The following is a 26,796-nucleotide window of genomic DNA, read 5'->3' as shown; positions in this document are numbered from 1 at the left end:
CGCAAGATAATAGATTTCAATTCAAAAACTAACATTCGTTCGCCTTATTTTTAGCGGATTCACTATCTTGCCTTATCAATTCTCCTTTGATATAACAAATTAATGATACCCATGTCGCAAAAAGATAAGAAAGTAGTTCAGGTAAACTCAGAAGTAGGCCGGTTACGACGATTATTAGTACACAGCCCCGATAGCGGTTTGGGCAAGGTAGTACCGTCAAAAGCGCAGGACTGGTTATTTGAAGACATTGTGCACCTGGAAACCATGCGGAAGAAAGAATATGATTACTACACCAAGGTGTTGATGTATTTTTTAGATCCGGAAAAGATCCGGGGCCGCCTGCACCAGATTGACGCACCTGAAAACAACCGCGATTTTTATAAACCCGAGAAACCCGATTTTTATAAGTCCGATAAAGTAGTGGAGCTGGAATGGCTGCTGGCCGACGTGCTGCACGACCAGGAAATAAAGTTAAAGCTCATAGCCTCGGTATGTGCCGTGGAAGGTTGTTCCTATGCCACCCAAAATGAGTTGCTGGAACTCTCCCCTACCAAACTCTCGAAAGTGATCATCAGCGGTACTATTGAAGATGACCGGCTGATCTTTCCCCCCATTCCCAATTTCATTTTTACCCGCGATATAGGCATTGTTATCAATGAATATGTACTGCTGAACAAACCGGCAAAAACAGCCCGCCTGCGGGAAGCCCTGCTGGCCAAATACATATTCTTTAACCATCCCCTGTTCGAGATCTATCGTAATAACATCCTGGAGATCCCCGATACGGCCCATCATTTCTTATTACCACGTGATGGTGATGAAAAAAAGGTGACCCTCGAAGGGGGCGATGTAATGGTGGTACACAAAGACCACTTACTGGTGGGCATAAGCGAACGGACCACCATGGAAGCCGCTCACCAGGTGGTGAATATGTTGTTTGAAAGGAACATCGTTAAAAAGATAACGATCATCAAAATACCGCGCCGCCGCGATTACATGCACATAGATACCATCTTTACCCAGGTAAAACGGAACATGTGGGTACTGCTGGGCGCCTTTAGTAAAAAGGTAATAAAACACGAAGGGGCCGACCCCATTGAACGCATACTGGAAGGCAAAGAGAAAAAAGAAGACAAGATCAAGATCATCCAGTTTAAAAAGAAAGACCCGGAAAACCCGGTTTATTTCGATAACCTCGAAGACCTGTTGACGGATATCAGTGAGAACGATCTTAACTGCAAGGGAAAAGTAAAATTCATTTATTCCGGCAACAACAAGTTCCCCTTCGATACTCGCGAACAATGGACCGACAGCTGCAACCTGCTGGCGTTAAAAGAAGGCGTGGTGCTGGGTTATGATCGCAATGATAAAACAGTGGAGGCATTCCGCGAAGCCGGTTTTAACGTTATCCACGTTAAAGAATTGCTCGACCAGTTTGAAAAGGAAGAAACAACACCCGATGAGCTGGAAGATACCCTCATTCTGATCCCATCGGCCGAGCTGTCACGCGCCAGGGGCGGTTTTCACTGTATGAGTATGCCCCTGTTCAGAGAAGATATTGAATAACCTGTAAGCTTTAATTCTATGCAAACCACTTCACATATTTTGATGATACGGCCGGTGAACTTTGGCTTTAATGCCCAAACGGCCGTGAACAATGCCTTCCAGGTAGCAGGTGCAGACATTGCTGCCCAGGAAAAGGCGCAACTGGAGTTTGATAATTTTGTAACGGTGCTCCGTTCACACGGTGTTTTTGTATCCGTTATCAACGATACGCCGGAACCATACACCCCCGACTCCATATTTCCCAATAACTGGATCTCGTTCCATGAACCCGGGACTATTTGTTTGTATCCCATGTTTGCTGAAAACCGGCGGCAGGAACGCAAGCCTGCAGTGATTCACCACCTGCAGCAATTATTTACCGTAACCAATACGTTTGATTTCACAGGTTATGAAAAGGAGAACCTGTTTTTGGAAGGTACCGGCAGCATGGTGCTTGACCGCGATAACAAAATAGCTTATGCCTGCCTCTCCCCCCGCACGCACCAACCCGTGCTGGATGATTTTTGTAAAAAGATGGGGTACCGGCCCGTATTGTTTACTTCCGTTGATGGCAGTGGGCAGGCAGTGTATCACACCAATGTGATCATGTGTGTAGCCGATCGTTATGTAGTGATCTGTTTGGACTCGTTGCCTAACCACGAGGAAAACAAAATGGTGCAGGAAATGATTGGCAATACAGGCAAGGAATTGATCCGCATCAGTCTGGAACAAATGAACCGCTTTGCCGGCAACATGTTACAGGTGCACGACAAAGCCGGTGAAAAACTGCTGGTGATGTCGAGTCAGGCCTATCACTCTTTACAACCCGCGCAGATAAAAAAGCTCGAAAGCTATAACCGTATCCTGCATGCGCCATTGACTACCATTGAAACCAATGGCGGTGGAAGTGCGCGTTGTATGATGGCGGAGGTTTTTCTTAAGAGAGAATAAGTATTAAAAAGAGTAATTGAAATTAAAAAGGGTGTTTCAGGTTGCATGTTACAGGGTTATCAATTTCGGGATGCGGAACAATAAACAGGGTTCACGAAAATCAACGCCTTGTAACCTGCAACCTGTAACTTGCCTCACCCCATAAAGTCTAACCCTTCATCAAACGACATGGGCTCGTAACCCAACTCCTTCCTTGCCTTCTCAATCACAAAGCCTGTCTTTAAGGGGCGGCGGCCGGGTTGTTTAAAGGTGGAGGCATCTACCTTTACGATCTTGCTGGCATCGAGCTGGAATTTTTGTGCTGTTTTAAGTGCGATGTCATAAGGTGTTAACCAGTCTTTACCCGAGATATGATAAATACCGGTTGCCTTTTTTTCAATGATCAGCGCAATGCCTTTTGCCAGGTCGCCCACATAGGTAGGTGTACGCAACTGATCGCTTACTACCTGGATGGTTTTGTCCTTTTCCAGACTTTCCCGTACCCAGCTTACAATATTGCTGCGGGTGCCTTTTAATAAATTGCCATATACCAAACAGGTGCGCACAATAGCAAACGGAACATCGCTTACCTGCACCATGCTTTCGGCCTGTAGTTTGGTAAAACCATACAGGCTGATTGGATTGGTATCTTCTTCCTCGCTATAGTTTCCTTTCTCGCCATCAAACACAAAATCGGTAGAGACATAAATGAAATGACTGCTAAAAGTTTCAGCATCTGTGAGGATCTGTGCAGTACCCTGCACGTTGATGCGTTCACATACTTCAGGCTGCAACTCACAATCATCTACCTGCGTCATGGCGGCAGCATGAACCACCACATCAGGCTGCTCCCGGTTCATGATGGCATAGGTATCGAACGCATTAGCAATATCCATTGAATGATAGGTATAATTGCCGGATGGTTCAAACGGTAACCTCGATTCGCCACGGCTGGTAGCTACAACCTGATAGTTCTTATCGAGTAATAATTTGGTCAGGTGCTGCCCTAATAACCCATTGGCACCGGTGATTAACACTTTCATTTGATAATTTATTATTTCGTTTTATTTCAATTATAATAATCTCAATTTCTTTACACCAATCTTTATAACACATTCATTATCTTGAAGCGCGAACGGAATTTTATGCAACCGTGTGCTAAACTCTTTTCCTGACTAAAAGCGCAATAATGGTTAAAAAAAATAGTGTTTCGCAAAAAAAGCATCATTTTACAGAACAATTTTAGTGTTTTTTTGGGCTAGTGTGTACTTAATACGTGTATCAAAACAAAACCTTATTTTTGGGCCGCCTTTCCAAAAGTTGGTAGACAGCCTTTAACAATTCCTTTGCAGATTAGAAGATTTTTAAATAAAACAGATTTTATTCATGGCAAAAAAGGTGACTAAAATCGGTGTACTTACCTCGGGAGGTGATTCTCCGGGTATGAACGCCGCGATACGGGCAGTTGTGAGAACCGGAAATTATTATGGATTGGAAGTGTTTGGTATCATGCGCGGTTATAGCGGAATCATTGATAATGATATTGTGCCTATGCATTCGCGCAGTGTGGCCAACATTATCCAACGTGGTGGAACCATTCTGAAAACAGCTCGCTGTAAAGAATTTTTCACTCCTGAGGGACGTCAGAAAGCATACAATAACCTTAAAAAACTGGGTATCGATGGCCTGGTGATCATTGGTGGCGATGGTTCGTTCAGAGGCGCCGATATCTTCAGCCGCGAGTTCGACATCCCCTGTATTGGTTTACCCGGTACCATCGACAAAGACATTGCCGGTACTGATTTTACCATTGGTTTTGACACAGCAGTAAATACAGCCGTTGAGGCAATCGATAAAATCCGCGATACGGCCGATGCCCACGACCGGTTGTTCATTATTGAAGTAATGGGTCGTGATGCCGGCTATATTGCCCTGCACAGTGGTATTGCTACCGGTGCAGAACACATTTTGATCCCCGAGCGTAAAACAGATATTGAAGAGCTGGTGGCTTCCTTACAGGAAAAAGAACGCCGCAAAAAACTGGTGAACATGGTGGTAGTGGCAGAAGGGGACGAGTTTGGCGGTGCCAATGAAGTAGCCAAAGTGGTGAAAGAACGCCTCCCCACAACTGATACCCGGGTTTGCATTCTGGGGCATATTCAACGCGGTGGTTCGCCAACCTGTTTAGATAGGCTTATTGCCAGCCGTATGGGTTATGCAGCCGTAGAGTCGCTGCTCGAAGGCCGTCATAACGTAATGGTGGGCATTCTGAACAACCGCATGCATTATACCCTGCTGGAAAGAGCTGTGAAGTCAAAACAAAAGATAAGTGAAGAATGGATTAAGATTGTAAAGATCCTGGCAAGCTAACCGGTTTTGACCTATCTTGAAATCCCGTATCAATTAAAACCTGAATTTTAGAATCAAGAAACAAATACAATGGCAAGAGATATTACCAAGTACCTGCACAATGAAATGGACAAGGAAGCAGGCATTCAACATACAATACATAGAACGAAAATCGTAGCTACCGTAGGGCCTGCCTGTGACACGTACGAAAAACTGCTGGAACTGGTAAAAGCAGGGGTTAATATTTTCCGCCTCAACTTCTCGCACGGCACACACGAAAACAAAGCACAGATCATTGAACATATCCGTGCCATCAATTCAAAAGAACCATACAACATTTCTATACTGGCCGACTTACAGGGCCCCAAATTACGGGTGGGTGAAATCGAGAACGGCGCTTTATTGATTGAACCCGGCGACATCCTCACCTTTACTTCCAAAGAAAAGGTAGTGGGCACCAAAGAAAAGATCTATGTTTCTTACCCTAACCTGCACGAAGATGTGGAAGTAGGCAATAAGATCATGATCGACGATGGTAAGCTGGAAGTGGTGGTAACAGAGATCACCAAAGCCGGCGAGGTTAAAGTAAGAGTTACCTATGGTGGTTTATTGCTTCCTAAAAAAGGCGTAAACCTGCCAGATACCAAAATATCGCTGCCCGCCTTAACCGAAAAAGACCTGGCTGACCTGGATTTCATCATTGGCCAGCAGGTTGACTGGATCGCCCTGTCTTTCGTTCGTAAATCAGAGGACATCGTTGACCTGAAAAGAAGACTGACAGAAGCCAACAGCAAATCGAAAGTAATTGCCAAAATAGAAATGCCTTCGGCGCTGGTTGACCTCCGTAACATCATTCTGGAATCGGATGGTGTAATGGTGGCCCGTGGCGACCTGGGTGTGGAACTGCCGGTTGAAAAAGTACCAATGGCGCAACGTGATATCATTCGTAAATGTATCCACCGCGCCAAACCGGTGATCGTAGCTACCCAGATGATGGAAAGCATGATCGACCGCGTAAAACCCAACCGCAGTGAGATCACCGACGTAGCCAACGCCGTACTGGAAGGCGCTGACGCGGTGATGCTGAGTGGTGAAACCGCTACGGGTAAACACCCGGCCCTGGTGGTGGAAACCATGCGCAAGATCATTCTGGAAGTAGAACGCACTGAATACCGCTATAACCGCGAAGAAGACCTGAAACCGCTGCCCCACTCGCCTTCTTTCTTAAGCGATGCTATTTGTTATAATGGCTGTAAGCTGGCGAAAGATACCAAGGCCGATGCATTGATCGGACAAACACAAAGCGGCTACACCGCGTTTGTGCTCAGCAGCTACCGTCCTTATTCGCCTTTGTACATCTTCACCAAAGAAAGAACACTGGTGAACCAGCTGAGCTTAAGCTGGGGCGTACGCGCCTTCTTCTACGATGAGGAAGAAAGCCTGGACGATATCATGTTCGACCAGATCAGGATCCTGAAAGAAAGAGGATTCCTGAAAACCGGTGATGTGGTGGTGAATACGGGTAGTACACCAGTGCACCTGCACATTCCTACCAACGTACTAAAGATCACGAAAGTGGACTAAAGCCTACAGTTGCAAGTTGAAAGTTTAAGGTTGGTTCATCAACCTCATAATATTCAAAAAATGGCACGCCTTCGAAGCGTGCCATTTTTTATTAGCTTATTTTAAACTTTAGACCTTCAACTAGTTAAACTTTACTACTTCAAAGTCCGATCCTTTTATTTTACCCAGCTTTTGCAGGTCATCATTGTTCCAGCGGTCGTCGGGCGCGCCGGTGATGTACAAATTGCTGCCGATATCGGCCAGTATCAATCCATACTTCTTCATAGCTTTTAGAATAACCTGGTTAGTAGCAGAATAGCTGCTGATATCGAAACTATTCTTTAAACGGATCCTGGCGCCAAAAGGCAGTGAATACTGGCCACCGGTACTGTTTACCTTATGCCGGGCCGGAGCAATATAAGCCGGTTTTACGTTCGGCTTTTCCAGGGTAAAGCGAATGGGATGATCGATCTCGCCTTTAACTATTTCCTCGTAACGCACCAGTCCGGCAAAAATGGGCAATCCGGCTGCATCGGCAGAAGTATTTCCTTCTTTACGCAGGGCATTTGTGGTAAGATCGAAGATGGCGCCTGAAGAAGCTTCCCAATGATCGCTTTTTTTGGAGGCGTTGTACAATTCATACAATACCTTGTTATCCTTATCAACGGCAATCACATGGCTGTCGCCACCGGTGCCGTTGCCTTCAATGGGGGCATTCAGCGGAATGGCATAAGGGCCCGCATCGCTTTCATTGCCATAATTATCATCATAAGAGTTAGCCCGGAAAGTTACCGGGTATTTTGTCTGGCTGCCACAAACCACCACATACGGAATACCGATGGGCGCCCCTTCCCAGAGGCCACTGCCAAAGTCGGCTTTAATAGCATAACTGCCCAGCGCAGTAATTATTTGGGAACTGTAAGGGTCAATGGCAGCCTGGGAAACATCTGCCCGCCAGGGATTGTCGGCCGGGAAAGCGGCAAAGCTTTCGGCATCGGCTTTACTAACGGTACACCCCGATTGATCACCACCATTATCACCAGGGTCGTCGGTATGCTTGTTGTCTTTTTTACAGGAGGCAGCTAATAGTACCATCAGGGCAAATGCAGCAGTTGTTTTCGCTGCTAAGAAGCACGTTTTCATATGAGTAGGATTTACAGCCCCTTTTTCTCAAGAATTAAGCCATATTCTCTACCCAATAAAAAGAGTCCTGATATAATCAGGACCCTTCAACTTATATTTTATTTCAACCAGATATCTATTGGTACTGAATATAAATAGGTTGTGGCTTTAACTTCAACACTTCTGCCGGTTGTAATACGTGGCTGTTGGGCTCACGCAGGTCGTTCTTATAGAATATTTTGAATCCGGTGAATTGAACGGGTTCTTTATAAACAAATTGTTTGTAGGTATTGAACTTACGGGCCTGGTGTCCCCAGCCATCCATATCCATTACAACCTGAACTTCGGGCTGTAATTTGATCTGTTTGTAATTAGTGACCATGGCTTTGGTAAAGCGGTGCACTACCAGGATCTTGGGTGGCAGGTTATTGGCTTTTACCAGGTTGGCCAGGTAATCTGAGGTCCAGTTGATGTCTGCAGCATCCATGGTACCGATAACCGAACCGGGTTTTTTACCCGTTTTCATGGAAAATTCGGGGTCGATACCCAGGTGTACGTTTGGCATTTTCAGGTATTTCTCCAGCACCGGGATCTCTTCGGGCAGGGTACTTAAAGCTATTTGTACATCAAGGAACACCAACGCATTCATTTTCTGCGCCATCTTGATGGCTTTGTCTATCTGCGCCGTTGGCATACGCAGGCGGTATTTGCCGGCATCGCCCGGACTGCCCTGGGCAGTTGCTGCTATATAGTGAATGGCGGGAATTACCTCCATGGTGGAGTCGGCAGCCTGCCATTTCTTTATTTCACCGTTTAATTTTTCAATTACCACGTCTTCCGGATATTCACCCAGTACGCCCATTTTCTTGGAGTAGAAATTACCATAGTAGGCTACAATGCGTTTAAAGGGCAATAGCGCACCTGGATTGGGATAAGCCCCTTTTACCGGCCAAAGGCCACTTGTATCGCCATTGGCATTCCAATTCAGTCTGGAATCGAATAAAACAGTATCAAGCGGTGGTACAGTAGGTTTTACAACCTCGGTATCACTCATTGCTTTAGTCCCGTCGCCCAAGATGGTTTGTCCTTTGGCACTGTCGGGTTTGCACATACTGAACAATAAGGTTGAAAGGGAAAGTACGAATAAAGTGCCTGTCCGGATTAGGGCAGTTTTCTTCATGGTAATTGATTTTTTAACAGCAGGCCACCAGGCCTTGTTTGGGTGATTCATACGTTGCTCTAGGCAAAGGGGGTAAAGGTCGGGTAATTTGTTAACAACGCATTATGTGTGAATATATTTTAGTCTCCTGGCGGGTTTTAGCAAGTTGTTGACATTTGAATTTTAACCCCGGCTGCAACTATACTGGCAAAACCAGTGTAACTTTATAGAACATTAACAACTTAGCGGGCAAACCCAGGTAATTGGTTAATGGGTTTACCCATTAGCAATTTTACAAATCTTTAAAATTGTTTGCCATGAATACGCTTCAACAAATTCAACGCTGGAGTCTTACTCACCATCCCCGCTGGCTGATTGTGTTGCGGGTAGCTGTAGGGTTGTGTCTCTTTTTTAAAGGAATCTTCTTCCTGGCAAATACATCAACGCTTGAAGAACTGGTTAAAGGAAGCCTGGTAGCCAACCGGAGCGACTGGATGGTTATCTTCATTACCTGGTCGCACCTGCTGGGCGGTTTCCTGATCATTATCGGATTGCTAACCCGGTGGGCCGCTTTGCTGAATGTACCCATCCTGATGGGCGCCGTCATTTTCATCAACACCCAACGGGATTCATTTGGCAATTTTGAATTGCCATTTGCATTCATCGTGCTGGTAGGACTAATCTTTTTCCTGGTTGAAGGAGGCGGCCCTATTTCGCTGGATAATTTCTTCAGTAAGCATGAAGCGTGAATACTGAAGTCAGAAGTAGGAAATAAGAGGTAGGTTGTTCGAGAATTTCGAGATGTCTTACTTCATACTTCTTACTTCATCAATTTTGAAACACAAGAGCTTCTATTCTCCTTCATATATTACACCTGATGTAGGTGTTTCGTGCAACTCAATCCGGTGCATGGCAGGCAATGCCGGCTTCAGGTTATCCCAGATCCAAACAGCGATCAGTTCGCAGGTAGGATTTTCCAAACCGGGTATATCGTTCATAAGCTTATGATCGAGTTGGGTTACCACCGGCTTGATGATGGTTTTCAGTTCTGCAAAATCAATGATCCAACCATATTGGGGATCGGGTTTGCCTTTCAGCCACACCCGCAGCCGGTAAGTATGGCCATGAATGTTTTTACACTTATGCCCCTCGGGTACATTGGGTAAAAAGTGGGCTGAATCAAAGGTAAATTCTTTATAAAGTAACATAGGGCGCAAAATTAGGAAAGAAATGGGATTAGTTTCTGATTAAGATCATATGGGGAGTTGGCTCGGGTTGCTCCCAGGAGGGGATCGCTTAAAACAAGCCTACTGCTTCGCCCGCCGAAGCCTTGGCGAGGGGGCCTTCTGCCTTTCATCTCTGCCTTCTGCCCTCTGCCTTCTGCCCCATTGCCCTGCAATAAAAAACCCCGGCAGTTTAACCTGCCAGGGCTTGTATGGTTTTTCGTTCCGGTTGTTTATTTATGCAGAGTTATGGTTCCTACATTTGCTTCTTTACCCACCGTTACCGATACATTGTTAATTGTTGTATCCTGGTAACCATTGCCACCATTCACATAAACGGAATAGGTTCCGGTATTTAAACCGCGCACTTTCCACTGACCGTCTATCCATGGCAGGGCATAGGCGGTATCAGTAGCATTGAACACCGTTACAATCGATTTGGAATTACCAGGTTTAACAACGCCTTTGATAGAACCGGATTCTTTAATAATGAATGCACGGATAAAAGGCACCAGGTTAAACTTGCCATTATTCAAACGAACAATGGAACGGCCGCAATCAAAATCGAGCCACAGGCGGTAACGGCCGCTGGAGAAGTTTTCCCACTCATGACCAAACAGCTTGATGGTAATGCTTTGTCCATTCAATAAGTTCAGCGGATAATTAACACTATCCTTTACAATGGAGTTGTTGGTACCAAGGGTAATAACAATTCTTCTGATAGTACCATCTTTTACCATTCCACCGGCAAGCAGGGTATCGATACCATTACGCAAAGACAGCAGGTCGTATACACCCGGCGTTATAGATAACGAATCCCATACTTTACATTGAACACTATCATCATCATCGCGGCGCCTGCGGGTTTTATCGCAGGTATCAACCAACACCTTTACCGATTTGATGTCGATGTTCACTTTGTCAAAAAAATCAGTGGGGCCATCGGTAAGATACAGGCTCAGCTCCTGCTTACCCGAAGGCACAGTTGAACTATCCGATTTGTCTTTGGAACACGCATAAAACACGATTGCACCTGCAGCAACAATCGTTACATAACTAAACAGGCTTCTCATTGATTTCATATACGAATGGTTTGTTTTGAATCAAAAACATTTCAACAGAGCTTTAACAATTTCCGTGCCTTTGTTATTAAAAAATACAACTATAAATGTTTGCACCTACCCAACGCTATTACCAGCATAACGTACACGTAATAAATAACTTCCGCTTCACAAACGGTTAACAAAAACAGCATTAAACCTTTCAAATAACCAACAGTCTAACCCGTGCCTCGTGTGGGTTATTTTTATATATTTTTAGTCCACCTTTTTTGTAGACTTATTTATTTGGTGTATCATTGTGATGAATTACACCACCATGCTACTATATAATTCAAAAGAACGATGTTGACGATGTATAACTATACAGGTATACATTTTTAAACCATCAATTATTGTTGCATGAATCGCATACATCGCAATAGCTGGCTGATTGCGTTGCCAGCCTTTATTTTGCATACATCAGAGATCTATCCTGAAAGACCGCATACCATCACCGGTGCAGTAAGGAACAGCGCTACCGATAAGTACATAGAGAATGTGTACATCTATATTACATCGGGGGAAGAAGAAGCGCTTTCCAATAATAAGGGTGTCTTTACTATTTCAACCTGGCAGGATCTGCCGGTTACCCTGGTGATTGAACACCCGGTATATAAACAAAAGAAGATCCGCATTACAGATGCATCGCAATATCAACTGATAAAACTGGATCCGAAACAATAAAACCAATTATCCGCACCAATTATTACCGGCTATGAAATTCAACCTGCTTGCGCTGGCAGTTCCTTTTTTTGTAGTGTTCATGGCATTGGAGTTTTTCATTGCCCGCCAAAAAAAGAAACCCATTTTCAACCTGCACCATTCCATTGCCAACATCAGTGTAGGCATTGCTGAACGGCTGCTGGATGTTTGGGTAACCGGTTTGTTCTTTTTCATATATGATTACCTGCAAAAGCATGTTGGATTGTTCACCATTCAACCGGGCATTTTACTATGGATCGTGTTATTGCTGTGCACCGATTTTTTGTGGTACTGGTATCACCGGCTGGCGCATGAAGTGAACCTGTTTTGGGCCGTACATGTGGTGCATCACCAAAGTGAGGATTTTAATTATACGGTGTCGGCGCGTATCACCGTGTTCCAGGCTTTTGTGCGCACTGGTTTCTGGGCAGTGCTTCCGGTATTGGGTTTTCCGGCATCCATGATCACCAGTATTTTACTGGTGCACGGGTTGTATCCTTTCTTTATACATACCCAGCTGATCGGGAAACTGGGTTTGCTCGAATACATATTGGTAACCCCTTCGCACCACCGGGTGCACCATGCCAGCAACGAAAAATACCTCGATAAAAACTATGGCGATGTGTTCATTATATGGGATAAGCTGTTTGGAACCTTTCAAAAGGAAGAAGATGATGTAAACATTCAATTTGGATTAACACACCCGCTAAAGAGTTACAGCTTTTTATGGCAGCATTTTCATTTCATTGCCGAATTGATACTGGCTGCCCGTAAAACCAGTGGAATATTTAACAAAGTAAAGCTGCTGTTTGGCCGGCCCGATCTGGTCGATCACCGCTTCAGGCAACAGGCCGAAGACAAACTGCTGGTGCAAAAAAATGATATTCCGGTAGACAAACCCCTGAACCGGTATGTAGTGTGGCAGGTTGCATTGAGCATTGTGCTGTTATTTGTTTTCATTTTGTTTGAAGAATACCTGCCCATACACCAGCAGATACTTATCACCATTGCGCTGTTACTTACCCTGATCAATTGTGGCGCTATTATGGAACAAAAGAAGTGGGTGGTATACCTGGAGTTCCTGCGATTATTAACCGTTACCATTGGGGTTATGATCGCCTATTCAACCTGGTGGTACAGCATCCTATTGATACCGGCTGCAGCGATCCTGTTTACCTGGTACTTTGAAGGCATTTGTAATTGGTACTTAAGGTGGGTATATTGGCGGGAATAGTTGCCGCGCTGAGGTCCGCCACCTGGCGGATTGCGGCTTACTAGCTGTCTTACATGAGTTACGTGGCCGAGGGGAGAGGCAGAGGCCAGCAAATCCTCCTACGGTGGTTCGATTCCACCCGTAACTACTGTTTTTCATATGGCAAGCAATCATTCATTCATTCATTCATTCATCAAGGCGGTGTTTCTACACTGCCTTCTCTTTTTTCAGAGAGGGGCATAAAAAAACCCCGACTAATCGGGGCGTATGAACAGGCAATCGTTATAATTTTCATTAACAAACCAAAGTTTCTTTTTTCTGGCCAATCAAACAAGTGTTAGTAACCAATTGCCAAGCTGCCTACCCCATAGCCTATAATATTATAAAATATTACATATTTATTTTTTAACCTTACTTTTTTATTTGGATGGCCATTTTCCAAAAGGCAGTTATTAAATTTTGGTTAATCCTTGTTAACAATGGTCAAACTGTAAGAATATGTGATAAAAAATTGACTATCCAGAAATTGGAATAAGGTGAAAAATAATTTTATTTTTTTTTGAAAACCGTGCATTTACGGGGGCTTTGGGGTAAAAAACGGGGCTAAAACAAAAAGGTGTCCGCCAGCCGGCGGACACCTTTCCATACACACTGACCCTTTCGGGTCTCTTATACTTAGGCCCTTTTGCGCTTTGCACTGTGGCATTCTTCATCAATGGCCTTTGTTAATTCAGGCTGACTAAGCCTTCCATGATATTCGCGGTCGTTGATAAACAACGTAGGTACGTTACGAACGCCTTTATCAAGCCCCTCCAGTAAATCTGTTCTTACCGTCCAGCCGTATTTACTCTCTACCAGGTCTGGCAGAAAGTTTTTGCTGGTAACCCCTACTTCGCGGGCATACTCGCGTAAGCTGATAGCACCCAACCGATGCCGGTGCGCAAACAACTGGTTATGCATTTCCCAGAACTTGCCTTCCTGGGCTGCAGCCACTGCTGCTTCAGCCGCTTTATGCGCATGCTGGTGTATCTGGGTAAGCGGAAAATGCCGGTAATTGAATCTGATCTTAGTGCCATGCGATTCCAACAACTTATTTATCACCCTATGAACTTTGCCACACTCTTCACTCTCATAATCGCCATATAAAACCAGACTCACCGGTGCTTCCGGGTCACCAGCCCACAATCCTTTTGTAGAAATAATCTCCTTGTTCTTGTCATTTTTTATAGGCATAATTGCTCCTCTTTCAATTGATTGCTGTTTTAATGTTTTTATTTCAGAAAAAGGCCACTCTACTTACAGCAGAGTGGCCCTGGTTCTAAAAAAATAACTTCATCCTATAACCTGTTCGTTTAAAACCTGTCAGGTCTCCCCAAATCAAATGCCTCCAGTTTATACTGACCTGACAGGCTCTTATCACAGGTCTCAATCTCACTCACTTTTATATAACGCTCTCCTTTCGATATAGTTCTCAGCCAAATAGCAATTCCCTTCCTTTTAACGATTCATTATTATTTTACTTTTTCCGGCGCTTCGTTCCTGAATACCACTACTCCATCGAATACATCGACCATTACCGGTTTCGACTTATCGATGTCGGCAGCCAGGATCTTTTTACTCAACGGATTAACGATCTCTTTCTGGATCAGCCGTTTCAATGGCCGGGCACCAAACTGCATATCAAAACCCTGTTCAGCCAGGTACTCCAGCGCATAATTACTGAATCGCAGATCGATGCCATTCTCCGCCACCTGCCGTTTCAGACCGTTCAATTGTATTTGCACAATACCCATGATCTGTTTTTTCAGCAATGGCTGGAACATGATCACTTCATCTACCCGGTTCAGGAACTCAGGTCTGATGGTTTGCCGTAACAGGTTCATCACTTCAACCTTGGCCCGCTCTGTTGCAACTTCCACATCATGCTCTTTCACATCTTCAAATGCTTCCTGTATCAAATGGCTACCAATATTGCTGGTCATAATGATGATGGTGTTCTTGAAGTTCACCACCCGGCCTTTGGCATCGGTAAGGCGGCCATCATCCAGTACCTGTAACAACACATTCCAAACATCGGGATGCGCTTTTTCAATTTCATCGAGCAATACCACACTATAAGGTTTACGGCGAACTGCTTCAGTGAGTTGACCACCTTCTTCATATCCCACATATCCCGGAGGCGCACCCACTAACCGGCTAACGGTATGTTTTTCCTGGTATTCACTCATATCAATCCGGGTCATCATACTTTCATCGTCGAACAGGTAATCGGCCAGGGCTTTTGCCAGCTCAGTTTTACCAACCCCGGTTGTTCCGAGAAAAATAAATGAACCAATCGGTTTTTTGGGATCATGTAATCCCGCCCTGCTTCTGCGAATAGCATCAGCTACGGCAGTTATCGCTTCATCCTGCCCCACCACACGCTCGTGCAGTTTTTCTTCCAGGTACAACAATTTCTCTTTATCACCCTGCAACATGCGGCTTACCGGTATGCCGGTAGCTTTTGCTATTGTTTCGGCGATATCTTCTGCATCCACTTCTTCCTTCATCAACCGTTTGTTTTCGCTGATGGCATTCAACTGTTTCGAATACTCACTGATCAACTGCTCCTGTTCTTTGATTTTGCCATAGCGGATCTCAGCCACCGTTCCATAATCGCCATTGCGTTCAGCCTGTTCTGCCTGCACTTTCAATTGCTCTACCTGTGCCTTGGCATCCTGCACTTTGTCAACCAGCTCTTTTTCTTCCTGCCATTTGGCTTTTAAGGTATCGCGTTGCACACTCAGATTGGCAATTTCGGTATTCAGCTCCTTCAGTTTATCTTCATCATTCTCCCGTTTAATAGCCTCACGTTCAATTTCCAGTTGCCGAATTTGCCGTATCAGATGATCCAGTTCCTCAGGCATCGAATTCATTTCCAACCTCAATTTCGCTGCTGCTTCATCAATCAGGTCAATCGCCTTATCGGGCAGGAAACGGTCGGTAATATACCTGGCCGATAATTCCACTGCCGATATAATGGCTTCGTCCTTAATGCGCACATGGTGGTGCGTTTCATAACGGTCTTTCAACCCACGCAGAATTGATATCGCATCCTCAACCGATGGTTCATCTATCATAACTTTCTGGAACCTGCGTTCAAGGGCTTTATCTTTTTCAAAATAGCGCTGGTATTCATTCAGGGTAGTGGCACCTATCGCCCGCAATTCACCACGTGCCAAAGCGGGTTTCAAAATGTTGGCGGCATCCATGGCACCTTCGCCGCCACCAGCCCCTACCAGGGTATGGATTTCATCGATGAACAAAATGATCTCGCCATTGCTTTCGGTCACTTCCTTTACTACGCCTTTCAGCCTTTCTTCAAACTCACCTTTATACTTGGCGCCGGCGATCAGCTGGCCCATATCGAGGGTATAGATCACTTTTGTTTTCAGGTTCTCAGGTACGTCTCCGTTTACGATACGATGAGCAATGCCTTCGGCGATAGCGGTTTTACCTACACCGGGCTCCCCTACCAGTATCGGGTTGTTCTTGGTACGGCGCGACAGAATATGCAACGTTCTGCGGATTTCTTCATCACGGCCAATTACAGGGTCTAATTTTCCCTGACGGGCCAGGTCGTTCAGATTACGGGCATATTTATTCAGCGCATTAAAAGTGCTTTCCTGGGTTTGGGATTGAACGGTGTCGCCCTTCCGTAATTCTTTTATAGCCGTCACTAAACCTTTTTCACTTAATCCGGCTTCTTTTAATAAGCGGGCGGTTGAATCGTTGCCCTGCACAATTGCCAGCAGCAAATGTTCGGGTGTAATAAATTCATCACCGAATTGTTTTAATGAGGCGCCTGCGCGCAATACCGCATTATTGGTTTCCCTGCTCACAGCCTGGGCTGCATCACCACTTGTTTTAGGCAGTTTATTGATCGATTCCTGTAGTTTGTTCTCTAACAGGTTCACCGTTACATTATTCTTTTTTAATAAGTATTCAACCGGTGAATCTTCCTGGTCGAGCAAAGCTTTCAACACATGCTCCGTTTCTATATTTGGACTCTGTGAATTAAACGCTAATTGTTGTGCCTGTTGAAACGCTTCTGCCGCCTTAATGGTAAAATTTCCTAAGTTCATAGCGTGTTAATTTGAAATTGTAATAATTTAAATTTTCGAAAATGGTAGCCAGGATCTTTCAACCAACCTTTTACTTTTACTGAACGTAAAAGTGATTGGTCCGGTTCATTCCGTTCCCCATTTTCAAAAAGCTGTAGAATACCTACAAATCATAATCCAGGCCTAAAACTCATGCATTTATGTCATTAAAAACGCGTTCCATCTGCCTCATTTGCAGTATTTTATTCGTTTTCCTGTTATTCTTTCAGTCTTCCTTTTCCCAATCCGACTTCAGCCAGGTAGATGCCCTTTTACAAAAAAACCAGAAATCACTGGGCAACGATGTGGTGGCTATCATATTTAAAGACGGACAGGTGGTGCACACCAAAGAGCTGGGTGAGTTCAATGCCAAAACCCCGGCCCCCATTGCCAGTTGCAGCAAATGGCTCACCGCCGCACTGGTGATGCAATTTGTTGATGAAGGCAAATTGAACCTGGATGACCCGGTAAGTAAATACCTGCCGGTATTTGAAAAATACATGAAGAGCTACGTAACCATTCGCCAATGCCTTACGCATACCACAGGCATTGAAAATGATAAAGGCAGTTTGTTGAAGATGGTCCAGCGCAGCAAATACGCATCGCTTGAAGAAGAAGTAAATACGTTTGCCGCCAAAGAGATCTCCAACAATGCCGGTACTGAATTTCATTACGGCGGTATTGGGTTGAACGTTGCCGGCCGGGTGCTGGAAGTGATCTCCAAAAAACCATTCGACCGCCTTATTCAGGAGAAATTATTACGCCCCCTGAAAATGAAGCAAACCTCATTCATGAATGAGAACGGTTACGCACCCAACCCTTCCGGCGGCGCCCGTAGTACTGCCAATGATTATATTAACTTTTTATCGATGATCCTGAACAAGGGTATGTTTGAGGGCAAAAGAATTTTGAGCGAAAAGGCCATCGAGGAAATGGAAAAGCCACAGTTCCCTAACCTGCCGGTAAAGTTCACTCCCAAGGTAGCAGAAGGTTTTCACTATGGCCTCGGCGAATGGATCCAGGAAGAAGATGCCAGCGGCAACAGTACCGTAGTAAGCAGCCCGGGACTGTTTGGTACCTGGCCGTTTATTGACAAATGCCGCAATTACGCCGCCATCCTCTTTGTGAAGTCGTTAATTAATGAACAGAAGAAAGATATTGCCATGCAATTTAAAGGTGCCGTAGATGAAGCTGTAGGCGGAAGTGGTTGCAAGTAAGAAGTGAGTAGTCAGTTGTGAGTGAGTTCCCGCGAGCTCACTCACAACTGACAAACCACCACTAACAAAAAAGGGCATTCCGGAAAACCGAAACGCCCATCGTTCATCATCAGTCCTTAATCGTTTATGGTGCTACCAAAAAAATTCTTGTTTGAACCTGCACCTGAAAAATAAAAACAAATAAAAAACCGGCAGCGCCGGCCTACAGTACAATTCCCCGAAATACGCAAAATCACTTAATACAGGTAGTACAATATCCTTGCTCATAAGTAGTTTGCAGGCACTTATCCCCCCTCAACGCTATCAACCTGTTAACTTATCAACTTGTTAACTCTTTGCCCCTATTGGAAATGCGGCCGGCAATGCTTAGATTTATTATAAGAGCGATATTTCATTTCAGAACCATACCGTACTCGTTATGAAAGCAGTTTCCTACATGGTGCCAGTAGTCATGTTGTTATTGTCGTTCCTGTATAATAACAACCCCTTTGTGGTAAAAGAAGAAGCCCAACAGGCGTTTCAATTACTGAATACTATTCGAAGCAATCCGGAAAAATATTACAGGGAATTACACCTCCAATCAAAATTACCAATCACCAAAGCGCCTCTGCGCTGGAACGATACCCTGGCAAGGGTGGCCGAAGCCAAAGCGCTTGATATGGCCAAACGCAATTACTTCGATCATGTGAACCCCGAAGGTTATGGCATTAACTTTTTCATTAATCAAAGTGGTTATACCCTGAATGCCGACTGGCTGAAAGATAAAAAGGAAAACTTCTTTGAATCCATCGGTTCCGGCCACGAATCCGGCGAAGCCGCCATTAAATCATTGATCATCGACGAAGAGGATGCCCAAAAAGGCCATCGCAATCATTTGCTGGGCATTGGCGAATGGGACGCATCACTGCACGATGCAGGCATCGGGTTTGTAAAATGCGACGGTGGTAAATACCAGTCTTACATCTGTATCATTATAGCCAAACACAACTGGTAACTGTTTAAAATATAAATGCCACCCCTATCAGGATGGCATCTATAATAATATAAGTCTGTTGCTTATTTCGCTATTCCCAGTGGCGAGAAATACATAAATATGGCAATAATAAACACTAATACCACTACCGTTAACAACACATCTTTTTGATTCCAGCTTGCACGCGAAGCTTTTTTATCTTCAGCAACAGTAGTAGCAAACGTCAATCCTTTTATGTGCGCTTCATCCGGGGCCGGAGAAGCCAGGCTTATCGCAACCATCAGCACAACGGAGAACACGAACAATGCGATACAGAAGTATAAGAAGTTCATGGTAGCAAAATCATACAACAGGCCAGGTCCTAACTGAGCTTTCATCAATTCAAACACCAGCTTCAGGATCCCAATTATAAACCCTGCCACCATAGCGGTATAGGCGCCTTTTGCGTTGATGCGTTTGGAGAAAACACCCAGCAAAAAGGCTGCGGCAATGGGCGGTGCGAGGTACGATTGTACGCTTTGCAAATAGCCATATAATCCTTTTGAAATGTTTTTCATCAACGGGATCCAGATCATGCCCAGCAGTACCACAATCCCCGTTGCAATACGCCCTACGCGCACCAGTTCATGGTTGGAAGCTTCGGGTTTTATTTTCTTATAAATATCCATGGTGAACAGGGTTGAACACGCATTGTACACAGAAGCCAGCGAGCTCATCAACGCGGCCAGCAAACCACCGGCCAGTAAACCACGCAATCCCACCGGCATGATCTCTTTTACCAGTGTAGGGAAGGCCACATCGGTATCGGTCATATTTATTTTACCCTGTTGATGCAGTGTATAGGCGATCAACCCGGGGATCATAAAGATGAAGAATGGCATCAGTTTTAAATACGCTGCAAAGATGGTCCCTCTTCTTGCTTCCTTTTCATTACGGGCAGCCAGACAACGCTGTACGATGTGCTGATCGGTACACCAGTACCATAGCCCCACTATCGGCGAGGCGAACAAAATACCGGCCCACGGGAAATCGGGATTTGATAATGGCTGGAACATATTCAGTTTCTCCTTGGGCAACGAATGCATCAGGGTTCCCCAGCCGCCTACTTTATCCAAACCAATAAACAGCAGCACGGCAGAACCCAGCAACAATACAATGGCCTGGATGGCTTCGGTATACATTACCGCATGCAACCCGCCGAAGATGGTATACACCCCCGTAACCACTACAAGTATGATGGCGCCGGTCCAGAAGTCAACCCCCAGCAGGGAGTTAAACACCAGTGCGCCGGCATAAATGGTTACGGCTGCTTTTGCAATTACATAGCTGATGAGCTGTATGATCGACAACAGCCATCTTGCTTTTGCATTGAAGCGTTTTTCCAGGAACTCGGGCATGGTATACACCATGCTGCGCATGTAGAAGGGCACAAATACCCAACCCAGCGTAAGGATGATCCAGGAGTGCAGTTCATAATGCCCCATCACCACCCCACTGCTGGCGGCAGTTCCGGCTAATCCTACAATATGTTCAGAACCTACGTTAGAAGCGAGAATAGATGCACCGATCACAAACCAGCCCAGGTTACGGTTGGCCAGAAAGTAATCTGACGGTGAATCCTTTGCTTTTTTAATCGACCAGATGGAGATCGCAGCTATTACGGCAAGGTACAGGCCTACGAATAACCAATCGATTGGACCAAGAAAATGCATATGGCAAGCTTTTGTTTGGTTACTTATGTTGTTGTTACGTTACTGGTAGTTAAAAGTTGGGCCTTTGTGGTGGCAACAAAATGAAATAGGAAGCATGAGGTAAGAAGTATGAAAAACCTGAATCCTACCTCTTACTTCTTACTTCCTATATCTTACCGCTTACATCACCTGCCTACATGCACAAAACCCACACTTTACTAAATATACTGGTTGATGATATTCTCCAGCCACTCCTGCTTACCACTGGTCTGTTTTGGTTCGCCATTCGTCAGGGCAAACTCCCGCAGGTCTTCCAGTTTTAAAGCACCGGTCTCAAACTCTTTTCCTTTACCACTGTCAAAGGAAGCATAGCGGTCTTTGCGGAATTTCAGGTAAGGCGATTTCTGCATTACCTTATCAGCGATCACCAGTGCGCGGGCAAAGGTGTCCATACCACCGATGTGCGCCATAAAGATATCTTCGAGGTCGGTTGAGTTACGACGGGTCTTGGCATCGAAGTTTATACCACCACCGGCAAAACCTTTGGCTTCCAGAATAATGAGCATGCTTTCTACCAGCTCATTCAAATCAACCGGGAACTGATCGGTATCCCAGCCATTCTGGTCATCACCGCGGTTGGCATCGATGCTGCCCAGCATACCCGCATCGGCAGCAACCTGTAATTCGTGCTGGAAGGTATGGCCGGCCAGCGTAGCATGGTTTACTTCAATATTCAGTTTAAAGTCTTTATCCAGTCCGTAATGACGCAGGAAACCGATCACGGTGGCGCTGTCATAATCGTATTGGTGTTTGGTAGGTTCGCAGGGTTTGGGTTCAATAAAGAACACTCCTTTGAAACCTTGTTTGCGGGCGTAGTCACGCGCCATGGTGAGGAATTGCGCCAGGTGATCGAGCTCACGCTTCATGTTGGTATTCAGCAGGCTCATATAACCTTCGCGGCCACCCCAGAACACATAGTTCTCACCACCCAGGGCAATAGTAGCATCAAGCGCATTTTTCACCTGTGTACCGGCATAGGCCACCGCAGCAAAATCAGGATTGGTAGAAGCGCCGTTCATGTAACGGGGGTTGCTGAACACGTTGGCAGTGCCCCATAATAATTTCACCCCGCTGGCTGCCTGTTTTTGTTTGGCATAGTCAACAATGGTTTGCAAACGGCTTTCATATTCTTTTATGTTAGCGCCTTCATCAACCAGGTCTATATCGTGAAAACAATAGTAAGGAACACCCAGCTTGGTAATGAATTCAAAAGCCGCATCCATTTTGTCTTTAGCACGTGCTACGGCATCGCCGGCTGCATCCCAGGCAAAATGTTTTGTACCGGGGCCAAACGGATCAGCGCCGGTGTTACAGAACGTATGCCAGTAACATACGGCAAACCGCAAATGCTCTTTCATGGTTTTGCCAGCTACTATCCTGTTCTCATCATACCATTTAAAGGCCAGTGGGTTATCGCTCTCCACGCCTTCATACCTGATTTGGCCAATGCCTTTAAAGAATTCTTTGTCACCTGTAATGATGTTCATATTCTTGAGTTTATTATTTACTTGTAAGATGTTTCGTGTATAGATATGCAGCTGCAAGCCTCAAGCTGTAACCTGTAGCCATCGCAGCAATTTTCAGTGGTCAAAGGGTTCGCCAATTTTCAGATGCCTCCGATTTTCGCGAGCCTTACTCACCATTCACCACTCACCTGCAACTTATTTCAAAATATTATCCAGCAGCACTTTCCACTCCTCATATACATGCTTGTACTCCTTCTTCTTCGTTGGCTCAATTACTGTCAAAGGTTTAACCTGGGTGAATGCTTCTTTCGGAGTTTTATATACGCCGGCGCCAATTCCTGCGCCTATTGCAGCGCCTATACTGCCATCGCAGTTATACAATTCAACCGGTACATGGGTGGTATTTACAAAGGCTTCCACAAACAGCTCGCTCAGGAACAGGTTGGCTTTACCAGCCCTGATCACCTGTGGGTTCATGCCATTTTCGCGCATGATGTCCAGTCCATACCGGAATGCGCAGGCAATGCCTTCCTGCGCGGCGCGGAACAAATGCGCCTGGGAATGCAGGTTTAAATCGATATGATGAAAATGCACGCCAATGATCTGGTTGTTCAACATACGCTCGGCACCATTACCAAAAGGCAGCACGCGTAAACCATCGGCACCTATTGGTACTTTTGCCGCTTCGCTGTTCATTTGGCTGTAGCTGATAGCCGGTGTGAAAATGTTTTTAACCCAGCGGTTCAAAATACCGGTGCCATTGATACACAACAGCACACCCAACCGCTTTTCATCATTGGTATAATTAACGTGTGCAAAAGTGTTTACACGCGATTCGGGATCATAAGTAAGTTCGTCGCTAACGCCATAAATAACACCTGAAGTACCGGCCGTAGCAGCCACCTCACCGGGTTCCAGCACATTTAACGACAGGGCATTATTGGGCTGGTCGCCCGCTTTATAAGTAACCGGTATACCGGCTTGTAACGATAAGGAAGCAGCTATGCTTTCTTTCAGCCGGCCATGGTCTGAAAATACATCCTGTACAGGGGGGATCAGTTCATCGTCAAAACCATAATGCTCCATTACATCCTTGCTGATCCTGTTTTTTTTGAAATCCCAGAAAATACCTTCCGATAAAGCGGAGATGCTGGTAGTGATCTCACCCGTCAATTTCATGGCAATGAAATCGCCGGGCAGCATAATGCGCATCGCTTTTTTATAGGTATCCGGCTCTTCTTCTTTTACCCAGGCCAGTTTGGAGGCAGTAAAGTTTCCGGGGGAATTCAACAGATGGGAAAGACTTTGTTTTTTGCCAATAGCCTTGAATGCTTTTTCACCAATTTCAACTGCCCGGCTGTCGCACCAGATAATTGAGTTGCGCAATGCCTGCTGATTTTCATCAACCATCACCAGTCCATGCATCTGGTACGAAATACCAATGGCGCCAATATCAGCGGGATTATAGTTATTGGTAGCATGCGCTTTTTTAATAGCCTGTTGCACATGTTCCCACCACATTTCGGGACTTTGTTCGGCCCAGCCAGGCTGGGGAGAGATGATAGGGGATTCTGTTTCGGGGTATTGGGCAGATGCTTTACACTGCTGTGTTTGGGCGTCTACGACAGAAACTTTTATTGAGGACGTGCCTACATCAATTCCAAGCAATAACATATGGCAGCTAACTAATTTCTAAGAATGAGAAAATGGGTTGAAGACCTGAAAAGGCAGCAAGCTTTAGACTGAGATCTGATTCCTGGCCCTACACCTGCTGCCTGTTAACCAAAAACCTTTATCGAAGAATCGAAATTATTGGATATTAACCAGATAGCCTACCACTTTATTTACAAAAACCTAAACTATTTTAATATAATCGATAAGATATATGTTTATTTTTGCTTAAAATAGTGGTTAAGTAGCCAGGTTATGAAACCTTTAGTTGAAAAATTACCGCTTTCTCAAAACACCTCTTTTGTGGCGCGCACCTACCGTACGCCGCATTTTGAAGTGCCCTGGCACCAGCATATTGAATACGAGCTCATCCTGTTCCTGGAAGGTGAAGGCACTGCCTTTATTGGTAACTATATTGGTGAGTTTAAAACCGACGATGTTTTTTTCCTGGGCAGCAACCTGCCGCATACTTTTCAAAAGGCCCATAAAGACCTCACCACCGCAGCCGTGGTGGTGCAGTTTACCGATGATTTCTGGGGACCTGGTTTTATGCAATTGCCCGAAAGCAAAAGCATTCTAAAACTGTTTTCCGTAGCCATGCAGGGGTTGAAGATCCAGGGAGCTACCCGGCAGCAGTTAAAACCGTTATTGACCGGGTTGGAACATTTACAGGGTTTTGCCCGCATCATCAGGCTGTGCGAATGTTTACAGATTATAACCGGTGCGCATGATTACGAAACAGTGAGTACGCAGGAAGTAAAAACCTTCCAGGCAAAAAACAAAGACCGCATCGACCGCATCTTCCAGTTCACCATCGATAATTTTCAGGAATCCATTGCGCTTTGCGATGTGGCTGCCACTGCAGGCATGAGCATCCCGGCTTTCTGCAGCTATTTTAAAAAATGTACGAAGAAGACCTATATCGATTTTTTAAACGAAGTGCGTATAGGCCATGCCTGCAAGCTGTTGGTAGATACCCAGAAAACCGTGCTGGAGATCAGCATAGAAAGCGGGTTCAACACCCTTGCCAATTTCAATAAACAGTTCTTAAAACTAAAAAAACTCACCCCATCGGGTTTCCGGAAGCAGTTCCGCATACAGGAACAGGAGGAATATTTACCGGATGAATTCAGGATCTTGAATGGCGAATAAAGCATACCATACCCAACAAATAAAATCATTCGTACGCGAATTAGGTTTCGACTTCTGCGGCATTGCCAGGGCGCAGCAATTGGGCGATGATGCCCGGCGGCTGGAGCAGTGGCTCAGCAAGGGCCTGCATGGCAACATGCAGTATATGGAAAACTATTTCGACCTGCGTATCGATCCCACCAAACTGGTGCCCGGTGCCAGATCGGTAATAACCGTATTACTGAATTACTTCCCGCAACAAACCCAGCAAACCAATACCCCCCATATTTCAAAATATGCATTCGGGAACGATTACCACGAAGTGATCAAAAAGAAGCTGCATGCGCTACTGGTACTCATCAATGAGCACATTGGGGAAGTTCAGGGAAGGGGTTTCGTTGATTCGGCGCCGGTATTGGAACGCAGCTGGGCCCACCGGAGTGGCCTGGGCTGGATCGGGAAAAATGGCAACCTCATCAACAAACAACAGGGGTCATTCTTTTTCATAGCTACACTCATTGTTGACTTAGAGCTGGAATATGATGATCCCATTGCCAAAGATTATTGCGGCAGCTGTCGCCGTTGTATCGATGCTTGTCCTACCGGGGCTATCACCGAAGGCAAAGTGATCAATGGCAGTCAGTGCATCTCCTACTATACCATTGAACTAAAGGATTTATTACTGCCCGATGATAAGAAAGGGCAGTTTGCCGACTGGATGTTTGGCTGCGATGTTTGCCAGGATGTTTGTCCCTGGAACCGGTTTGCCAAACCAACCAGCGAAGCCGGTTTTACGCCCATTCCCGAAATTCTGAACTTCACTACCAAAGAATGGGAATCACTGACCGAAGAAGCCTTTAAACAGATCTTCCGCCATTCGCCTTTAAAACGGGCTAAGTTTCAGGGCATACAACGAAATGTAAAATTCCTTAAAGGGTGATCTTACAACTGCCAGCCTATCTTTATGGAAATGCGGTGTAAATAAGAGTTATAAGTAGTATAGCTGGTAGTACAATTGACACAGGCGCTCTGTTTATACCGGTACTCCCGTTCAATGTATTTGTAACTATAACCGGCACTGACAATAGCTCCCCTGCCCGGCCTGCTGCCGCCCAGCTTGTACCCTATCCCCGCATCGGAGTAAAACCCGGTTGAATATTCGCTTTCAAACCATTGATTATCCGATACTATTTTCTTACCGGGAAAATGCAGACCTGCATCGGCATAAATAAAAGGTGTAAGAGATTTGCTAAAAAGATCTTTCCGCACATCTAAAAATACCGGGAAAGATCCCCTTTTGTAACCATCTATTCCCACACCTATCCCGGCAAACCAGGTTTTATAACGAACCCCATTAACACTTTGCACCAGCGGCCCTATTCCCCACCGTCCGCCTACTGTGCCCAACTGATTAATAGAACTAAAGGAACAGGAACAGCCTTTTTTGGCTGGCTGTTCCTGTTTTATCTCCTGTGCACTGGTTATAAAAACACATCCCAATGTCAGCAGAGCAAAAAACAAAAAATACTTTATTGGCAT

Annotated in this window: 22 protein-coding genes and 1 tRNA gene; 12 read left to right on the top strand and 11 right to left on the bottom strand. The window is 45.2% G+C overall.

Going from position 1 to position 26,796, the window contains the following annotated elements:
- Nucleotides 1-111: 111 nt before the first annotated feature.
- Together BMX95_RS09570 and ctlX are read left to right on the top strand one after the other, a co-directional pair.
- On the top strand, nt 112-1,566 hold the full coding sequence (locus BMX95_RS09570; RefSeq protein WP_081197504.1) for an arginine deiminase family protein: 1,455 nt from the start codon (nt 112-114) through the stop codon (nt 1,564-1,566).
- Nucleotides 1,567-1,584: 18 nt separating this feature from the next.
- Nucleotides 1,585-2,496, top strand: coding sequence for a citrulline utilization hydrolase CtlX (ctlX, locus tag BMX95_RS09565; RefSeq protein ID WP_081197503.1), 912 nt, complete (start codon nt 1,585-1,587; stop codon nt 2,494-2,496).
- 134 nt (nt 2,497-2,630) lie between these two features.
- On the opposite strand, the gene BMX95_RS09560 is transcribed toward ctlX, so the two are convergent.
- Nucleotides 2,631-3,518: an SDR family oxidoreductase gene (locus BMX95_RS09560; RefSeq protein WP_081197502.1), complete on the bottom strand. Its 888-nt coding sequence runs from the start codon at nt 3,516-3,518 to the stop codon at nt 2,631-2,633.
- Nucleotides 3,519-3,861: 343 nt separating this feature from the next.
- On the opposite strand from BMX95_RS09560, the gene pfkA reads away from it, so the two are divergent.
- Nucleotides 3,862-4,845: a 6-phosphofructokinase gene (pfkA, locus tag BMX95_RS09555; RefSeq protein WP_081197501.1), complete on the top strand. Its 984-nt coding sequence runs from the start codon at nt 3,862-3,864 to the stop codon at nt 4,843-4,845.
- A 69-nt stretch (nt 4,846-4,914) separates the two neighbouring features.
- Nucleotides 4,915-6,408 (top strand): pyruvate kinase, encoded by a 1,494-nt coding sequence (pyk, locus tag BMX95_RS09550; RefSeq protein WP_081197500.1) that lies wholly within the window; start codon nt 4,915-4,917, stop codon nt 6,406-6,408.
- Nucleotides 6,409-6,528: 120 nt separating this feature from the next.
- On the opposite strand, the gene BMX95_RS09545 is transcribed toward pyk, so the two are convergent.
- Both BMX95_RS09545 and BMX95_RS09540 read right to left on the bottom strand, forming a co-directional pair.
- Nucleotides 6,529-7,530, bottom strand: a complete 1,002-nt coding sequence (locus tag BMX95_RS09545; RefSeq protein WP_081197499.1) for a hypothetical protein — start codon at nt 7,528-7,530, stop codon at nt 6,529-6,531.
- Between the two features lie 115 nt (nt 7,531-7,645).
- A complete protein-coding gene (locus BMX95_RS09540; protein WP_081197522.1) occupies nt 7,646-8,689 on the bottom strand; it encodes a hypothetical protein in 1,044 nt (347 codons plus the stop codon).
- Between the two features lie 296 nt (nt 8,690-8,985).
- On the opposite strand from BMX95_RS09540, the gene BMX95_RS09535 reads away from it, so the two are divergent.
- Nucleotides 8,986-9,417: a DoxX family protein gene (locus BMX95_RS09535; RefSeq protein WP_081197498.1), complete on the top strand. Its 432-nt coding sequence runs from the start codon at nt 8,986-8,988 to the stop codon at nt 9,415-9,417.
- Between the two features lie 102 nt (nt 9,418-9,519).
- Here the strand turns inward: BMX95_RS09535 and queD are convergent, their stop codons facing one another.
- Together queD and BMX95_RS09520 are read right to left on the bottom strand one after the other, a co-directional pair.
- Nucleotides 9,520-9,876 (bottom strand): 6-carboxytetrahydropterin synthase QueD, encoded by a 357-nt coding sequence (queD, locus tag BMX95_RS09530; protein WP_081197497.1) that lies wholly within the window; start codon nt 9,874-9,876, stop codon nt 9,520-9,522.
- A 248-nt stretch (nt 9,877-10,124) separates the two neighbouring features.
- Entirely contained in the window at nt 10,125-10,973 is an 849-nt protein-coding gene (locus BMX95_RS09520) for a DUF4382 domain-containing protein (protein ID WP_081197496.1), read from the bottom strand.
- Between the two features lie 378 nt (nt 10,974-11,351).
- Here BMX95_RS09520 and BMX95_RS09515 point away from each other — a divergent pair, with 378 nt between their 5' ends.
- The 3 genes from BMX95_RS09515 to BMX95_RS09505 all read left to right on the top strand — a co-directional run bounded on the left by BMX95_RS09515 (nt 11,352) and on the right by BMX95_RS09505 (nt 13,054).
- The gene (locus BMX95_RS09515; protein ID WP_081197495.1) at nt 11,352-11,675 is read left to right on the top strand and encodes a carboxypeptidase-like regulatory domain-containing protein; all 324 of its coding nucleotides are present in this window, start codon (nt 11,352-11,354) and stop codon (nt 11,673-11,675) included.
- 31 nt (nt 11,676-11,706) lie between these two features.
- Nucleotides 11,707-12,927 carry a sterol desaturase family protein gene (locus BMX95_RS09510; protein ID WP_081197494.1) on the top strand — a complete coding sequence of 407 codons (1,221 nt, stop codon included), beginning with the start codon at nt 11,707-11,709 and terminating at the stop codon, nt 12,925-12,927.
- Between the two features lie 56 nt (nt 12,928-12,983).
- Nucleotides 12,984-13,054: transfer RNA gene (locus BMX95_RS09505), tRNA-Cys, on the top strand.
- Between the two features lie 527 nt (nt 13,055-13,581).
- Here BMX95_RS09505 and BMX95_RS09500 read toward each other — a convergent pair.
- The gene (locus BMX95_RS09500) at nt 13,582-14,139 is read right to left on the bottom strand and encodes a DsbA family protein (protein WP_081197493.1); all 558 of its coding nucleotides are present in this window, start codon (nt 14,137-14,139) and stop codon (nt 13,582-13,584) included.
- Nucleotides 14,140-14,417: 278 nt separating this feature from the next.
- A complete protein-coding gene (gene clpB / locus BMX95_RS09495; RefSeq protein ID WP_081197492.1) occupies nt 14,418-17,030 on the bottom strand; it encodes an ATP-dependent chaperone ClpB in 2,613 nt (870 codons plus the stop codon).
- 179 nt (nt 17,031-17,209) lie between these two features.
- On the opposite strand from clpB, the gene BMX95_RS09490 reads away from it, so the two are divergent.
- Both BMX95_RS09490 and BMX95_RS09485 read left to right on the top strand, forming a co-directional pair.
- The gene (locus BMX95_RS09490) at nt 17,210-18,265 is read left to right on the top strand and encodes a serine hydrolase domain-containing protein (protein ID WP_081197491.1); all 1,056 of its coding nucleotides are present in this window, start codon (nt 17,210-17,212) and stop codon (nt 18,263-18,265) included.
- A 418-nt stretch (nt 18,266-18,683) separates the two neighbouring features.
- Nucleotides 18,684-19,259, top strand: coding sequence for a CAP domain-containing protein (locus BMX95_RS09485; protein WP_081197490.1), 576 nt, complete (start codon nt 18,684-18,686; stop codon nt 19,257-19,259).
- 62 nt (nt 19,260-19,321) lie between these two features.
- On the opposite strand, the gene BMX95_RS09480 is transcribed toward BMX95_RS09485, so the two are convergent.
- From BMX95_RS09480 to BMX95_RS09470, 3 genes are all read right to left on the bottom strand, one after another.
- A complete protein-coding gene (locus BMX95_RS09480; RefSeq protein WP_081197489.1) occupies nt 19,322-20,950 on the bottom strand; it encodes a sodium:solute symporter in 1,629 nt (542 codons plus the stop codon).
- Between the two features lie 197 nt (nt 20,951-21,147).
- On the bottom strand, nt 21,148-22,476 hold the full coding sequence (xylA, locus tag BMX95_RS09475) for a xylose isomerase (protein ID WP_081197521.1): 1,329 nt from the start codon (nt 22,474-22,476) through the stop codon (nt 21,148-21,150).
- 174 nt (nt 22,477-22,650) lie between these two features.
- Complete coding sequence (locus BMX95_RS09470) at nt 22,651-24,129, bottom strand: xylulokinase (RefSeq protein ID WP_081197488.1); 1,479 nt, start codon at nt 24,127-24,129, stop codon at nt 22,651-22,653.
- Nucleotides 24,130-24,381: 252 nt separating this feature from the next.
- Between BMX95_RS09470 and BMX95_RS09465 the strand changes: the two genes are divergently transcribed.
- A complete protein-coding gene (locus BMX95_RS09465) occupies nt 24,382-25,278 on the top strand; it encodes an AraC family transcriptional regulator (protein WP_081197487.1) in 897 nt (298 codons plus the stop codon).
- The gene (gene queG, locus BMX95_RS09460; RefSeq protein WP_081197486.1) at nt 25,268-26,197 is read left to right on the top strand and encodes a tRNA epoxyqueuosine(34) reductase QueG; all 930 of its coding nucleotides are present in this window, start codon (nt 25,268-25,270) and stop codon (nt 26,195-26,197) included. The genes BMX95_RS09465 and queG overlap by 11 nt, the downstream gene beginning before the upstream one ends.
- Before the next feature lie 2 nt (nt 26,198-26,199).
- On the opposite strand, the gene BMX95_RS09455 is transcribed toward queG, so the two are convergent.
- On the bottom strand, nt 26,200-26,796 hold the full coding sequence (locus BMX95_RS09455; RefSeq protein ID WP_081197485.1) for a hypothetical protein: 597 nt from the start codon (nt 26,794-26,796) through the stop codon (nt 26,200-26,202).

This window comes from Niastella yeongjuensis (assembly GCF_900110245.1).
Taxonomy (GTDB): domain Bacteria; phylum Bacteroidota; class Bacteroidia; order Chitinophagales; family Chitinophagaceae; genus Niastella; species Niastella yeongjuensis.
The sequence above is the reverse complement of the archived record's forward strand: the minus strand, read 5'-3'. Positions and strand labels throughout refer to the sequence as shown.